At 60.8% G+C, this 15,217-nt stretch carries 14 protein-coding genes; 9 read left to right on the forward strand and 5 right to left on the reverse strand.

Features of this window, described 5'->3' with window-relative positions; all coding sequences use genetic code 11:
- Positions 1-249: 249 nt before the first annotated feature.
- Both BV034_RS12905 and BV034_RS12910 read left to right on the forward strand, forming a co-directional pair.
- A complete protein-coding gene (locus BV034_RS12905) occupies positions 250-972 on the forward strand; it encodes a hypothetical protein (RefSeq protein WP_265592940.1) in 723 nt (240 codons plus the stop codon).
- Between the two features lie 77 nt (positions 973-1,049).
- Positions 1,050-1,679, forward strand: coding sequence for a hypothetical protein (locus tag BV034_RS12910; RefSeq protein WP_050027419.1), 630 nt, complete (start codon positions 1,050-1,052; stop codon positions 1,677-1,679).
- Positions 1,680-1,746: 67 nt separating this feature from the next.
- On the opposite strand, the gene BV034_RS12915 is transcribed toward BV034_RS12910, so the two are convergent.
- The gene (locus BV034_RS12915; RefSeq protein ID WP_050027420.1) at positions 1,747-2,784 is read right to left on the reverse strand and encodes a metal-dependent hydrolase; all 1,038 of its coding nucleotides are present in this window, start codon (positions 2,782-2,784) and stop codon (positions 1,747-1,749) included.
- A gap of 238 nt (positions 2,785-3,022) precedes the next feature.
- On the opposite strand from BV034_RS12915, the gene BV034_RS12920 reads away from it, so the two are divergent.
- Together BV034_RS12920 and BV034_RS12925 are read left to right on the forward strand one after the other, a co-directional pair.
- Positions 3,023-4,198, forward strand: a complete 1,176-nt coding sequence (locus BV034_RS12920) for a hypothetical protein (protein ID WP_265592941.1) — start codon at positions 3,023-3,025, stop codon at positions 4,196-4,198.
- 83 nt (positions 4,199-4,281) lie between these two features.
- The gene (locus BV034_RS12925) at positions 4,282-4,731 is read left to right on the forward strand and encodes a universal stress protein (protein WP_050027422.1); all 450 of its coding nucleotides are present in this window, start codon (positions 4,282-4,284) and stop codon (positions 4,729-4,731) included.
- A gap of 32 nt (positions 4,732-4,763) precedes the next feature.
- Here BV034_RS12925 and BV034_RS12930 read toward each other — a convergent pair whose 3' ends face one another.
- The 3 genes from BV034_RS12930 to BV034_RS12940 form a co-directional block, all read right to left on the reverse strand.
- On the reverse strand, positions 4,764-5,378 hold the full coding sequence (locus tag BV034_RS12930; RefSeq protein ID WP_050027423.1) for a hypothetical protein: 615 nt from the start codon (positions 5,376-5,378) through the stop codon (positions 4,764-4,766).
- Positions 5,379-5,585: 207 nt separating this feature from the next.
- Positions 5,586-5,894 (reverse strand): hypothetical protein, encoded by a 309-nt coding sequence (locus BV034_RS12935; RefSeq protein ID WP_050027424.1) that lies wholly within the window; start codon positions 5,892-5,894, stop codon positions 5,586-5,588.
- Between the two features lie 64 nt (positions 5,895-5,958).
- Positions 5,959-9,642 carry a hydantoinase B/oxoprolinase family protein gene (locus tag BV034_RS12940; RefSeq protein WP_063768771.1) on the reverse strand — a complete coding sequence of 1,228 codons (3,684 nt, stop codon included), beginning with the start codon at positions 9,640-9,642 and terminating at the stop codon, positions 5,959-5,961.
- 151 nt (positions 9,643-9,793) lie between these two features.
- Here BV034_RS12940 and BV034_RS12945 point away from each other — a divergent pair, with 151 nt between their 5' ends.
- Positions 9,794-10,435, forward strand: coding sequence for an RNA polymerase sigma factor (locus BV034_RS12945; protein ID WP_050027426.1), 642 nt, complete (start codon positions 9,794-9,796; stop codon positions 10,433-10,435).
- A 50-nt stretch (positions 10,436-10,485) separates the two neighbouring features.
- Positions 10,486-11,250, forward strand: a complete 765-nt coding sequence (locus tag BV034_RS12950) for a DUF3379 family protein (RefSeq protein WP_050027427.1) — start codon at positions 10,486-10,488, stop codon at positions 11,248-11,250.
- A 331-nt stretch (positions 11,251-11,581) separates the two neighbouring features.
- Here the strand turns inward: BV034_RS12950 and BV034_RS35985 are convergent, their stop codons facing one another.
- Entirely contained in the window at positions 11,582-11,839 is a 258-nt protein-coding gene (locus BV034_RS35985; RefSeq protein ID WP_265592942.1) for a hypothetical protein, read from the reverse strand.
- 335 nt (positions 11,840-12,174) lie between these two features.
- On the opposite strand from BV034_RS35985, the gene dnaA reads away from it, so the two are divergent.
- From dnaA to BV034_RS35990, 3 genes are all read left to right on the forward strand, one after another.
- Complete coding sequence (gene dnaA, locus BV034_RS12960; protein ID WP_265592943.1) at positions 12,175-13,749, forward strand: chromosomal replication initiator protein DnaA; 1,575 nt, start codon at positions 12,175-12,177, stop codon at positions 13,747-13,749.
- Positions 13,750-13,872: 123 nt separating this feature from the next.
- Positions 13,873-14,970, forward strand: a complete 1,098-nt coding sequence (dnaN, locus tag BV034_RS12965) for a DNA polymerase III subunit beta (RefSeq protein WP_050027430.1) — start codon at positions 13,873-13,875, stop codon at positions 14,968-14,970.
- A gap of 17 nt (positions 14,971-14,987) precedes the next feature.
- A partial coding sequence (locus BV034_RS35990; protein ID WP_265592944.1) for a hypothetical protein occupies positions 14,988-15,217 on the forward strand: 230 nt, incomplete at its 3' end.

Here is a 15,217-nt window from a genome sequence, read left to right on the forward strand (position 1 = left end):
AACGGAAGCTCGTAGCTACACTCGTGAAAGTGCGGAAGGGTGGCGTGGCCCTGTGGGGCAGGCAGCGGGTCCATGGGTGGCAAGCTGCCTGAACGCGTTCAGACGAACGCATTCACGACTGACACCTCGTTGCCGTCTCTTCTCGCTCACCCAATTCTCTCATTGCCGGGATTTTCTTCCAGCGGTATGAAAGGGGGCGTCGGGGGCTGGAGTTTTGCCCGTGTCCTCGGTATGCACTGCCCATTTGCCATGAAATCCAATGCCTTGTCATTCCTCACTTCAATAGTATGCGGCATGGCGTTGGTAGGTTGCATCGGCCTGCAGAGTCCCAGTGGTCAGGGGCCGCAATGGGCGGCTCGTATGAAGGCCAACTCAGACGCGCGGAAATCCCAGCAGGCTCAAGCACAAGCAGGTGGGCCGGGAGCCGCGCCAGGCCAGATTGCCCTTGGGCCAGATAGGGTGCCTCTGCCTGGTCAGCCCGCCCTTCCTCCCGGCGCGGCGGGGGCCGGTGCGACTCAAGACTCCGGTGGTTCAGGCTTCTTTGGCGTGCTCAACAACGGAGATGCCCCCGACATTCCCCAGCGTCCCAAGTACGACCAGGGGGCGCGACGTCAGCCTATCACGGAGAGTTCTACCACCCTGCTGAGGCAGGAGGTGGCACCGATGGACCCCGTGCACTTTGACAAGAAAACGGGCTACCCCATTCGACAGATGGAAACCGGGTACGAAACCCTGCCATTGCCTCGTGAAGGGGCGCAGGTCGGTGCCCAGCTGCCAGCATCCGCCATCACTCCCGCGTCGGTGGCCCCAGTTGCCATGGACCCCAAGGACATCCGGACGGGCACCCGGAGTACCACCTTCGGCCGGGTGCGCAGCCCCTACCCACCGTATTTGGAGCTGGACTCCTCCGGCGTTCTCCCTGGCTCCCTGGCGAGAGACCCCGCCACGGGCAAGGTTTTCCGCATTCCTTAGAGACCCAAGGAAGGGGGAGATTGCGATCCTCAGGTAGATTGAGTTATTTTTGATCTGCTGCGTCCAATCTCTCAACCATGGAGCCCCCCCTTTTTCGATTTTTGAAAATTCCCGGCCTGTCGGTCCTGTTTCTCGTGACAGGAGTCGGCTGCGTCTATGACCCCTACGACTACTACGAGCCCCCGTCCTACATGGTGGAGCCGGGCCCGGGGGGCGGCCCGCCCCCCAGTCGCTACAATCAGCGGCAGCGGCATGGTTCAGGCCGCTACTACGACGAAGGCTACCAGTACGGCGACCGCTATGAGCACTCCCCCCGAAGCAATCGGAGGAGAGATGACTATTACAACTACGGTCCGCGCGGCCCCCGTCATGGCGGGAGGAACGAGTATCTCCGTGACGAGAGGGACGATCGTGATGAGGAGTGGGATGATGAGCGCCAGCGTTCCACTGGTGAGCCTCAAGAACGCGCTTCGACAGAACCCCAGCCTCAGCCCAGGCTGAGGGATGATGTGGTGCCCTCCGGTCCCAAGCCGGACACTGGCGCGCCCAAGACGGACCCCAAGGACATCAAGACGGCAACCCGCGCCAAAACCCCAGGCCGTGTGAAGAGCCCCTATCCACCCTACACGGAACTGGACGTGTCCGGACTCAATCCCGGCTCACTGGCCAAGGATCCCACGAACGGGAAGGTGTTCAGGATTCCGTGAGAATAGGAAGGCTAGGAGTTAAGAGTTAGAAGCTCTTCTCCCAACTCCTAACTCCTAACCCTTAACCCTATTTCCAAATCATCCCCCAGAGCCGTTTCACCGCTCCGGGTTCCATTTCCGTGAACTGTTGCCATTCCACCCGGGCTTCAGGGTGGGACGGTTGCAGGTGGATGCCCCAAAGGGGGCGGATGTCATCCGGCAGTGAGGCGTAGCGGAGGTCGCCCAGCACCTGGGGGTGCTGAGGATGCACGCCCACCCAGTCATCGGAGAAATGGAAGAACCTCTTGATGTCTGAGGCTTGGACCGAATCTGCCGACAAGCCGAACGCGGCCACCGCGTCGGCCGGGGTGGCAAAGGCGGCATAATGGGGTGGCGAAGGGTTGAGGATCTCAGTCGCGCCCAGACCGCAACGAACGGCCATCACCCGCACACCATCGGGATCTCGGATCAATGCCCGCCACACGATGATGTTCGCGATGGAGGGCTTGACCGTGATTTGCACAGGGGTAGGGGACGTGCCGCCCGATTGCGCAAGCCACTGGCTGACCGCCGTCGATGCCCGATGATGCTGAACGATTGCCAGCCCCAGGTAGAGGCTCACGGACGCCAGTCCGAGCGCGGCATGCTTCCGGGCTCCCCTTTGCTTCGTGAGGGCTAGAACTGTCAGCACCAGGAGCGGGAGAGTCAGCAGGGGATCCACCACCGCCACCCAGTCGAGCGAGACGCGGGCATCGGAAAAGGGCCACCACACCCGGGTGCCGTAGCTGGTCCAGAGGTCGCAGAAAATGTGGCTGAGGCCTGCCAGCCATGCAGGCAGCAGGAGCGGGGTAACGGCGATGCTGCGACGGGCGACCACCCGGTAGATCAGCCAGACGATGCCAGCCGCCAATGCGGCGATCACGGGTGAAAACGCCAGGCTGTGGGTGAAGTGCCGATGGTACTCGATGAAAAAGAGCGGATCGGCGGCATTGCGGAGAAAGACGTCCGTATCCGGCAGAAGCCCGGCCGCCAGCCCCGCCAGGGCGACCTGGCCGCGTGGAGTGTAACGACGTGCGACCACCAGGGCGGTGGCCATGCCAAGAAAGGAGTGGGTGAGGGGATCCATGGAGCAGGGCGGGGGATTTGCGCTGGGCGCAACCCAAGTCTCGAAACATCTGGAACGAGATTACGCCTTTGCCATCCGTGAAGTGGGAGATTTCGCAGCGGACGTGCCACCAGCCCCCGGGTGTCACGCGATCTTCAAGCAAACCTGCATGCCCTTGAAGATGAAACGGTCGGATCTTGATCACCCCGCCCTCTGTGGTAGAATTCAATCATCCGCCCCAGGGAATCCCGGGCATTGCATGTCCCCCCTACTCATGCATCTCCTATCAGGCTGCCCAGCCCTCCATCGTTGGAGTGGTTGGTCCATGGCTGTGGCGGTCGGAGTGCTCAGTTCCAGTTTGCCAGGGTTGACTGCGGCAGATCTCCCAGCACCTGCCGGGGTGATGGCGTCGTCCACTGTATCGCCTACACCACCGCCTCTTACCCTGCTGAGGCCGGATGCTCCTGCCTCCACTCCTGCGGTCGCCCCGGTGCAGCCTCAGGTACCAGCGGCAACCCTTACGCCATTTGAGCGCAATCTGCAGCGTGTGTTCGCCAATGACAATGAGGCGGACATCCGGGTGATCTTTGGCTACGACAATTCGGCAGACATCCGCCATGTGAACGACCCCTTCCGTGCGGAACATTTCATGGACTATCTGAAGAAGGCGGGGTACAAGCCCGTAACGCCGACCGAAGAAAAACGTGAGCAGTTGGGCGTGACCGCCGATGCGGGGAATTTGCGTTTGTTTGAGGGTGTCGGCACCAACGGACGCCGGCTCAACATCGCCATGATCTGGAGCGCCCGGACGACGAGCTTTGCCCGCAACATTGGGGCCGAATATTTGCAGCAGGTGAAATGCAGTGAGGAGGCGCTGAAGTTCATGCAGAAGGCGGCCTCAGAGGCTGAGGTCATGCTGTACGTGGGCCATTCCCGCGAAGGCGGCGGCCCCGATACCTTTCCGCCCGAGATCAAGCCGGATGGGGGAAAGTACCTTCACCGGGTGGACTACACTCCGTACCGCAACACGCGCCCTGGACTGGCCTCCCTGTCTTCCTCACTTTCCAAGTCCAAGGACAAGCCCTACATCATGAGCTGGGCGTCGTGCAAATCAGACGTCCATTTCTCCGGATGGTTTCGCAAAGTGCTGGGGCAGAAGGAGCAGGATACCAGCCTGATCATGTCCACCCGATTTACGACCTTTCACCCGTGGATCGCGGAGATTGCCGACAACGATGAGGGCCTCATGGCCACCGTGTGCCTGTTGGAAGCTTTCCAGTTCAATCCCTCCCAGGAGGCTTTCGAGCGGCGATTGAAGTTGTGTGAAATCGACGCAGAGCGCATCTCTGGCAAGCCCGCTTGGCGGGTCAGTTCTGTGCCTGGGGTTTCCGCAGCGACGCCGAATCCTGCTCCCTCAACGGTGGCGGAGAAATAACGGGTCGGGCATCATCATGCCTGCGGTTTGAAAATACAAAGGTATGAAACAAACGCCCGGCCCTGCGGCTGGTCAGAGACTTTATGAAAACCATCGTCGCACTCGTGGACTTCTCGGATCTGACTTTCAAGATCCTCAAGCAAGCCCATAAGCTGGCGCATGCCTTTGGCAGTCACGTCATCGTGGTGCATGTGGTCCCCAAGGAACCAACGGTGGTGGGCATCGGGGTCGCGTCCCCGACAGTCTTGCGAGAACCCACGGACGAGGAAATAGCGACAGACCGGGAGAAGCTTGATTCGCTGGGCGAGTCGCTCACCAAGTTCGGGGTGCAGACCACCACCAAGCAACTGCGTGGAGCCACGGTGGAATCCATTGTCGCAGAAGCGACCCATCTTCACGCGGATCTCATCTTGATGGGCACCCACGGGCACGGGGCGTTGTACAACTTTCTGGTGGGCACGGCGACGTCAGATGTGCTGAAAAAAGCGCCGTGCCCGGTGCTCATCGTCCCCTCCACCGCCAAGGATGCGTAGGGAGCAAGGGTTTCGGCCGGCGGTTTCGAACCTCAGGGCTTAGGGGCAATTTTGGATCCGGTTCGATTGATGATCCGGACCTTCTTCCAATCGGAGACTGACTCGCCAGTCCAGACCAAATACTTCGGCTTGGAGCCAAACAGGCTCTTCTGTCTCTCGTCAGTCAGCGGGGCCGAACGATAGGTGGCCCTGACTTCCATTTCGCGAATCTCATCGGCCTGCATGGAAAAGGGCAGCACCCACTCGTTGAGAAAGTCCACGTTCACGAGCAGATCGTCAGCGGGTGCGAGAGCCAAGACCTTGGGGATGCCCATGCCTCCCGTGTAGCTGTAGCCCGTGTGGGCACTGAACACCTTGTCGGGTGCGCTGGCCTCTCGAAATTCGATGCACATCGCATCATCTCCTTCCGGGCAGTAGGGACGCCAGAGCAGCAATGCCTGCTGGGTAGTGTTGGAAATCTTCAGGTGGATGTGGGTGTGCGGCTTAAAGAGGATGATTTCCAGGTGGTGCGCCTCTGCCGATGCGGCGGAAAGCCCGTGGGAATCGTGGATGGCCACGGTGATGGCGCTTGTGGGAGGCGGCTCTGCGGCGTGGGCCAGCCCTGCTGCACAGATGAGAATGGCGAGGAATCTGGAGGTTGCATTCATGACTTTGTTATGGGCTTCACGGGCAAGGTTGGGTTCCCTTGGAAGTTTGCTGGAGTGTCGGCTAGACGTTCGCATTGAACATCCCTGAATGAATCGGGCCTACAGCCCTGAGCATCTCTAGGTCCTGATAACCTGAGGCGATGCCCCCAGGCTGGAATGAAGCCGGGCCGTTGGCCCTCAGTTTCCGCGTTGTTCCAGATAGTGCCACTACTCCGACGGTAGAGTACACCAAACCTCTGTGCCCGGAGGCGCTTCGTCTTTGGAAAGTCCGCGCACGAAAACCGGGAAGTAAGGATTTTGGAGATTCAGTCCCAGAGCCTCGTCAAAGGCGTTCACGATGAGGTCAGAGCCATTTGGCCGGTGCAGCCGCAACTTCGTTCCGGCAAGAGTGCTCAGTGGTGCTCCCTCGCGCAGAAAGCCGGGAGTGAGGATGATACCACGCCCTTCGACGACAAATGCCTCCTGCACGACGAAGAGCAGGTGTTCGGGCTCTGGTGAACTTAGGTTGAACTGCATGCTGGATTTTATGCCATTTTGCTGGGGCAGTAGATCCTCCTGCCAATGTCCTCGACGACCTCACTCACACTTCTCCCCATCCGCCACCACCGGGAGTTTCCATGATCGTGCGATCGCCCGGTTGGACGGTGAAGGTGGTGCTGGAGGGAAGCTCCTCGGGGGCTCCGCCATCGGCGGGCACCAGGGTTTGACGGCCGCACGATCCCGGCCCGCCTCCCCGCAGTCCGTAGGGGGCTGTCACCCGGTGCTGGGTGAGGACGGAGACGGTGAGGGGTTCGAGGAACTCAAACTCCCGCACGACGCCGTCTCCGCCGGAGTGAATGCCATGACCGCCTGAGCCGCTTCGGATGGCAAACTGATGAAGCCGCACGGGGTAACGGCGCTCAATCACCTCCACATCGGTGATGGCGGTGTTGGTCATGTGACTGTGCAGGGCGCTGCCGCCTGCGTGGCCTTCTGAAGCTCCGGTGCCGCCGCAGAGGGTTTCATAGTAGCCGAAACGGGTGTTTCCAAAGAGGAAGTTGTTCATGGTTCCCTGGCTGCAGGCTTGCCCGCCCAGCGCCTTCAGCAGCGTGTCCACTACGCGCTGGCTGACCTCCGTGTTGCCTCCCACCACGGCTGGCGGGGGGCCGTCATTGAAGTTGGGATTAAGGAAACTTCCCTCCGGTAGGATCATTTCCACATCTTCCAGCAGGCCTTCATTGAGGGGCAGATCCTCCTGCAGCACGAGCCGCAGGACATAGAGCACGGCGCTGCTGACGATGGCGGGCGTTGCATTCAGATTTCCTGGATGCTGTGACCCTGAGCCGCTGAAGTCCAGTCGGAGCCTGCCATCCTCCATTGAAAGTCGTACTCGGATGGTGCGCCCGTCATCCAGAGGTTCCTCCGCCTCGCCTGCGGGGATGCGGTCCAGAAAGGCCCGCATGATGCGGCTGGACTGGTCCAGGATGAGCTGCATCTGCTGCGGCAGGACGGCAGGGGCTGCACCGTCAGGAATCAGGCCCAGCAGACGCTCCGCCCCCAGTAGATTGGCAGCCAGTTGGGCCTGCAGGTCGGCCAGATTGTCTTCCACCGAGCGCGTCGGGTGGGGGGCCGTCGTGAGCAGACTGCGGATCTCCTCCCACAAAACCTCTCCGTCCCGCCGGAGGTACTGGGGGAAGATGACCACCCCTTCCTCGGGGAGCGTGCGGGCATTGGCCGGCATGGAGCCTGGGGAAAGCCCGCCAATTTCTGCATGGTGGGCGCGGTTGGCCACGAAGCCAAGCAGGTTCGAGGAGGCATCGAACACCGGGGTGATGAGGGTCACGTCTGGCAGGTGAGAGCCGCCGAATGCAGGGTGATTCGTGATGATGGTGTCCCCAGGTTGCACGGGGCAGATCTTCAGCACCTCTCGCACACACACACCCAGGGCACCCAGATGGACGGGGATATGGGGGGCGCTGACCACCAGACGGCCTTCAGGTGAAAGCAGGGCGCAGGAGTAGTCGAGCCGTTCACGAATGTTGGTGGACAGGGCGGTGCGACGCAGCAGGGCTCCCATGTCCTCCACGATGCTGGTGAAGCGATGCCGGAACAGGTCCGAAGGAACGGATCCTGAGCCGCTCTCTTCCCTGGTGGCCTCCCGCTTGAGCACCCAGCCCAGAGCAGGCTGGTCCTGAGCTGTCCAGCCCGATGCCACCAGCAGGGTGCTAAAGGCGTCCTGCACCAGCGCCGGACCGGTCACGGGTGCGAGCAGGGCAGCGCGATCAGACGACTTGGCGGGAGCGGGGACCGCACCCGTGGCAATGACGCGCAGGCTGACCAGTTCCACCGGCTTGGTGGAAGGCGGAGCATAGCTGAAGAGGTGGGTGTATCGGATGGCGAAATCTCGTGCCAGGTTTGAGGAGTCCACAAACTCGATCTGCAACGGGGTGTCCTGGCCTCGCAGGCGCAGCTCGGCCAGTTGGCGGAGGGTGCTTCCCTGGCCTCCATCCGGGAGCTCGGACCGGGCGTCTGCCGCCAAACTGGCCAGCAAATCGGGCAAAGTAGTGGCCATGTCTTCCAGTGGTTGCAGTACTTGTTTTTCCGCGAACTTCTCTGGCATCGCCTCCTGCAGGCCCACGGCGCTCAGGATCCCGGCGTGGTGTGGTGCGAGCACGGTGGTCATGCCCAGCCTCGCTGCGACGTCGCAGGCGTGTTGGGGGCCGGCACCGCCAAAGGCGAGCAGCGCATATTCCGCCGGATCATAGCCTTCCAGCACGGAGATCTTCCGGATCGCATCCGCCATGCGCTCGGTGGCGAGCGCCAGCAACTGGAGCAGCAATTCCTCCCGGGTGATCGGATCTTGAAGCTGGGCCTGACTGGCGGCCAGCAGTTCCTGCAGCCGGGCCTCCGCAGCATCCAGACTGAGGGGGATGGGAGCCCGGGAAGGGTCAAAGCGTCCCAGCAGCAGATTCACATCCGTGATGGCCAGAGGGCCACCTTTGCCATAGCAGGCGGGGCCGGGATCAGAGCCCGCACTTTGCGGACCCACCGCCAGTCCTTGCGGAGTGAGGTGGCAAATGGATCCGCCACCCGCGGCGACGGTTTCTATGGCCACGCTGGGGCTCAGCAACGTGATGCCACCCACCGACTGGGTGAAGCGGTAGGCCACCGCACCATCCAGTCGCGCCACGTCGGTGCTGGTTCCGCCCATGTCGAAGGTGATGATGCGGGAGTAGCCCAGCCTCTGCGCGGCATGCAAAGCCCCGAGCGCGCCCGCGGCGGGGCCGCTCAGCAGCAGGTCCTTTGGCTGAATGGTGGCGGAGGGCTCCAGTGCTGCCGCACTCGTCATGAGGGACAGAGGCACAGTGTCGTGTCCCTCTGCGATGGGTGTGGCCACATCGCGAATGAACTGCTCGACGGGTCCCGTCAGATAAGCATTGGCCACTGCGCTCTGGGCCCGGGGGAGAATGCGGATGAAGGGGGCGAGGCGGCTGCTCAGGGAGACGTGTTGAAAGCCGCACTCCAGCAGGATCTTCTCCACGGCCAGTTCATGCTCGGGCTGGATGTCGCTGTGCAGCAGGCTGACGGCGGCCGTGACCAGACCCGATCGCACCAGTTCCAAGGCGCAGGCTCGCAGGGCCTCTTCATCGAGGGGCTTGATGACAGTGCCATTGGCCCTCAGGCGTTCTTTTACCTCGCAGACCGACGCATAGTGCACCTCACGCGGGGCATGATGAAGGGCAAAGAGATGGGGGCGGCGCTGGTCTCCGATGCGTAGGAGATCCGCAAACCCCTGGGTGATGAAGAAAGCCACCGGCGTGCCCTTGCGCTCCAGAAGGGCATTGGTGGCGCGTGTGGTGGCCAGACGGAACTGCAGAGGCGGAAAGGCTCGTCCCAATTCTGTGCGGGTCAGAAGCCGCGCTCCCAGCACCGGAGCAGCCTCGCCAGAGGTGAGCTCTACCAGCGCCCCCGGCAGGGCCAGTCGGGGTGTTTCATTGAACTCAAGGTGCAGCCGTCCTTGATCGACCCTGGAGCACCGGATGATGCTGCCTGCTCCTGCGCCTGAGGCAGGGCGCAAGGTCCACCCATTGAAGAAACCGTCCGGCATGTCCCAAGTCTGCGCCAGCACCGCGCCCTGCTCATCCCACCCCTCCACCCGGGCGCGCAGCACCCCTGAAGACAGGACCTTGACCCGACGCTCCTCACCCGAAGGCGTGAGCGCATGGCAGTCCGTGAATGTCCCGCCGGTGTCGGCGGCAATCTTCCAGGTAGGGGGCGGAGTCACAGCAGATGGGGAGCGAAAGAATTCTGTTTTTTGGGAATATTCGGCCGGGATGAGAGCTCTCATCTCCGACTACCCGCAGATGGGGTTTCGGTCAACGCGTCAGGACCGAACTCATGTCCGTCATCAATCCCAACGCAAAACTGAATTTTACATGAGCACCCTTCAGACCAATGCGGGTGTGACGTGGGGCAATGTTGTCAGCTGGATGGAGTCCCCGGAAAGAGAGATCCCGATTGACCGTGAGCGCTGCCGCACCTTAGCTGGGGCAGTGGGGGAGGTGATGCCCAGCTTCGAGCAGATTGTGGACGCGCATTATGCGCCGCTCTATCGTTTTGCCCTGAGCATGTGTCATCAGCAGGCCACGGCCCTGGATCTGGTGCAGCACACCTTCCTCCAATGGGCTCGCAAGGGCGATACCCTCCGGGACAAATCCAAGGTGAAGACCTGGCTCTTCACGACGCTGTATCGGGAATGGCTCGGCATGGCCCGCAGGGAGCAGCGCCATGAGGAGATTGAATTTGATCCGGAGCGCCACGGCGAAGTGGTGGAGATCGCCGGTGATCCTCCCGTCGTGGACAGTGTGACGTTGCAGAGCGCGCTTGAGCAGTTGGATGCCACCTACCGTGCCCCCGTGGTGCTCTTCTATTTGAAGGAGCTCTCGTACAAGGAGATTGCCGATGTGTTGGAGGTGCCCATTGGCACGGTGATGTCACGCCTCTCCCGCGGCAAGTCGGCGCTCCGCAAGATCCTCGAACGATACGCTGATCCACCTCGAGAAGGGAGGGCTGCGTGAGCACCCTTCACAATGGCATGTCTGATGCGATGAAGATTCTATAAAGAGCCATGACCCCTGAAGAAGCCAGGCTGAATCTCGATGCCACCACGCTGCGTCCACAGGACACAGCGGAGGAGGCTCGTGCCCTGGTGGTCTCCGACCCATCCTTGGCAAGTTGGGATGAGAGGCGGCGTCAGCTCGATGAGCAAGTTGCCAGCGCGATGGCGGGTGTGCCGGTGCCTGATGATTTGCGGGCGAAGTTGCTGAAGCTTGAACACTCCGCTGCGGTGAAGTCACCCGCGAAGCGTCGGCTGGATGTTTGGTTGAGCACGATTGCTGCTATGGCCGTGGTCGCCGTGGGGGCGGTGGTCTTGTGGGATGATGTGGGCCACCACCGGTCCATGCCAGAGTGGCAGCGCGAGTCACTGGCTCTCGTGCGTGAAATCGATTCCGGCTCAATGCCACTGGATCATTTTTCCAGCAATCTGGATGAGATCCGGAGCCTGCTGGTGAAAGACCATCGTCCTGTGCCGGCAGGTCTTCCCAAAGGAGTGGAGGCCATGGCCAGTCTGGGGTGCAAGTCGGTCCAGGTGGGACCCCGGCAGGTGACCGTGGTCTGCTTTGAAATCATGCCCGGCAAAGAGGCCCATCTTGTGGTGGTGAACAACGCCGAGGGCGGACTGCCGGGGGCCCCGCCCCAGCGTCGTCCCGAGTTCGTGGAACGGGATGGCTGGAACGTGGCGCGCTGGAGCGATGGCAGTCAATGTTATTTCATTGCCACCCGGGCACCTCGCAGCGCGCTGGAGAAGCTCTTTGCGCTGGTCGCTCGGTAACGCAACCACGACGGAGGAGCGCTGTTGAAGGCTGCTCGTAGTTGCATTCGTAGGAATGCGGAAGGGTTGCCGGGCCGGAGATGGTGGTGGGATGATGAAGCGCAGCATGGACGAAGGACGCACCGCGCTTTTACAAACGCAGCTACTTCTGAGGATTGCGGTAGAGGCTGCTGGGCGGGAGAAAGTTGTGGGATGATGAGGCGCAGCAGGGACGAAGGATACACCACGTTCTCACGAACGCAGCTACGACTGAGGACCACGGCTGATGATCTCTCGCCCCCAGTTCCTACCTGCCACTCCCCATTTACCGCTTACCGGACTAGGAAACCACTCAATGCGGCCCCTCGATGCTTAAACCTCCATCTTCCAACAAGGCCAGAGCCTTCTGGTAGCTGGCTTGTTCGAGGAAATGACGCAACCTTCCCGGCAGGCTGCCACGGAGCCGCTGGTGCTCGACTTCAATGGCCTCGGAGACCTCCTGCAGCGCCTTGAGGTGGGAGGCGGGATCTGCATCGCGCAGAGCGTGGTCACCGATGACAGCGAGACGCTTTTGCAAGAGGCTTTTGAGGGTTGGAAAATCTAGAGACATGACAGGCATGATTGATGCCAGTTGGTGCAGATGGCAATCCTGGGCAGAGGGAAAGTTCCAGAGGGCTTGATTTATCGAAGGCGGCAAAACGTCAAGTCGAACGTCATGGAAAAAATGATCCAAGTTTGAAACGCCATAAAATAAAATTAAAAATCTGCATTACTGACTGACAACTAAAATCTGCTTCTAAAATTATGTGAAGATTTCCTTGTTTGACGTCGTGAAGAGTCCTAAACCATGAGCATGAATTTTAAAAACTTTCCAGGCGGCGGGAGCGGGGTTAAGAGTGCGGTGAAATGGATCAATCAGGGGGCCTAAAAGTACCAAGCGGAAAGATGACAAATACGGTCATGATCGGGGAAGGGGAGTTGGAGGGCGAGCTTCCTTTGTGGACGGGCGGGAGTCCCGTAGCCACAGCCGAGGTGGAACCTTGGCCCCGCATCAAGGCGCTGATGAAAGAGCGCATCGGTCCCCTCATGTTTGAGCGCTGGTTCCAGCGCGTGGCCTTGCAGTTGCTGGATGAGCAGCGGCTCGTGCTTCTGGTGCCAAACTTGATGCACCAGTACTGGATTGAGGACAATTACCAGCAACTGCTGCAAGCAGCGATCTGCGAGGTCCTGCCCGGTGGGCGTGAGGTCGACTACATCGTCGCAGCAGATGCCGTGTCTGAGCCGCCGACACTCAAGTCCGTGCCAGCACCGGCGGTGGTTCAGGAGATGCAAGCTCCCAGCCAGCCCAATCTGGTCCCGGCAAGTTTCGACGCAGGGGTCGCACTCACTGCCAAGGAAGCGGCGAAGAAGATGGACCGGGGCACGGACAAGGCAGAAGTGGCCACCGGTCCCTTGTTCGAGACCGACTCGCGTTTCAACCGCCTCCTGATGGAGTCGGGCCTCAATACACGCTTTTCCTTCAACGCCTTCGTCGTGGGGCCCAACTGCACCTACTCCTGCGCGGTGGCCAAGGCCGTCGCGGAGAAGCCGGGGCGTACGTACAACCCGCTCTTCCTGCACGGAGCAGTAGGCTTGGGCAAGACGCACCTGATGCAGGCCATCGGGCGTGAGATCCTGCACAACAAGCCCAAGAAGGTGGTGCGCTACGTCACGAGTGAAGCCTTCACCAACGAGTACATCGAAGCTCTGCGTCACAGCAAGGTGAGCGCCTTCCGCCAGAAGTACCGGAAGGTGGACGTCCTGCTCATCGATGACATCCAGTTCTTTGCTGGAAAGGGGAGCACCCAGGAGGAGTTCTTCCACACCTTCAACGATCTCTTTAACTCTTTTAAACAAATCGTCCTGACGAGTGACCGTGCTCCGAGCGAGATCAAGAACCTTGAGGCTCGCTTGGTGTCCCGCTTCGAGTGGGGGATGGCCACCCAGATCGAGTCTCCAGACCTTGAGACTCGCACGGCGATCCTGCGCCAGAAGATGGTGGACTGGTGCGTCCAGGTGGATGACTGGGTCCTCTCATTTCTCGCGGAGAACATTCGCACCAACGTCCGTCGTCTGGAAGGGGCCCTCATGCGCGTGGCGGCCCACATCTCCCTGGGCAATGGCGGCCCGCTCACCCAGACGATCGTGGAGACCCTGCTCCGCGACATTCTGGAAGAGCCGGATGCCAAGGCGGTCACCATTGACTGGATCCAGAAGGTCGTGGCAGAGCATTTCGACATCCGTCTGGCCGATATGACGAGCCATCGCCGACCCGCCTCAATCGCCATCCCAAGGCAGATTGCCATGCACCTGGCGCGGGAGCTGACCAAGTCCTCGCTGAAGGAAATTGGCGATGCCTTTGGCGGGCGCGACCACGGAACGGTCATTCATGCCTGCAAGGCGGTCTCCACGAAGGCAAATTCTGAAGAATTTCGCCGCACGTTGGGTGTGTTGACGGAAAAAATTAAAAAGATTTCCTGATCGGGTTGCCGGGAGCAAAACGGGTGAGACGAAAGGACTTTTTTCCTTCGACACCATCCGGTTTTGCTCCCATTATGCTTGCTTAATTTTTGCCTCTCGCTAAGAGAAGCCGCAAGCCTGACCATGAAATTCTCCATCAGCAAGGAAGCTTTCCTCACCGCGCTCCAACAAGTGCAACATGTCGTCAGCACCCGGACGACGCTCCCCATCCTTTCCAACGTCCTGATCAAGGCAGGCAACGGCCAGTTGCAGTTTGTCACGACGGACCTTGACGTGGGTATCAGCGGTACGGTGGCGGCGGAAGTTGAGGAGGCTGGAGCCACCACCCTCCCAGCGCGCAAGCTGGTCTCGATCATCCGGGAACTGCCGGCGGACGAAGTCGAAGTGACCGTGGACGAGCGCAATGTGGCGCACATCCGGAGCGGTCCGAGCTTTTTCAAGGTTATGGGCCTGGCGGCGGACGAGTTTCCGCCCCTGCCCACCTTCAGCGAGGCGCGTGAGTTCAAGCTGGAGCAGCGGGTGCTGAAGGATTGCCTGCGCAAAACGTCCTACGCGATCTCCACCGATGAGACCCGCTATGTGCTCAACGGCATCCTGTGCTCCTTCAAGGAGAACATGCTCACGATGGTGGCCACCGATGGCCGTCGTCTGGCCATGGTGGAGCAGGAACTGGAATTCCCCCAGAGCAATGAGGTGGACATCATCATCCCGACCAAGGCGGTGAATGAGGTCCAACGCCTCCTTGAAGATGAGGGCGAAGTGACCCTCAAGGTGGGCTCCGGCCAGATCGCCTTTGACTTGGGTGACTTCTTCCTCGCCAGCAAGCTGATCGAGGGGAACTACCCGAACTACCGCCAGGTGATCCCCGGAGAGGCCCGTGAGCGCATTGCGCTGGATCGTGAGCCCCTCCTGCGCACCCTCGGCCGTACGTCGCTGCTGCTCAGCGACAAGTCCAACTCGGTGAAGCTGCACCTCACCAAGGACAATCTCGAAGTGGTGGCCAATGCTCCCGACGTGGGTGAGGCCCGCGAGAGCGTCGCCATCAACTACAAAGGGGCGGAGATGACCATCGCCTTCAACCCGGAGTTTTTCATGGCTCCGTTGCGCAATCTTGTCAGTGACGAAGTTTACCTTCATTTGATTGACGAGATCAGCCCCGGCGTGCTGCGTAGTGGGACCAATTTCCTCTATGTGCTCATGCCGATGCGCGTGAATTCCTAAACTCCCTTCCCCTGAAGATGAAGACCTCGATCCTGTTGCCGTTGCTAAGCGCCGGTGCCTGTTTGGTGCTTGCCAGTTGTGAAACTACCAGCTCGCAGGAGACGATCCGCCAGCGCAATAGCGGGTACTCGCTGGATGACCCCCCTTCAGGGCAGGCCCGCTACCAGACGAGCCCGGTGACCCAGACCGGGGCACCGACGACCACGGTGGAGTCTTCGGACCCCAACATGCAGCCCACAGAGTCCAC

The organism is Verrucomicrobium sp. BvORR034 (genome assembly GCF_000739635.1).
GTDB lineage: Bacteria > Verrucomicrobiota > Verrucomicrobiia > Verrucomicrobiales > Verrucomicrobiaceae > Verrucomicrobium.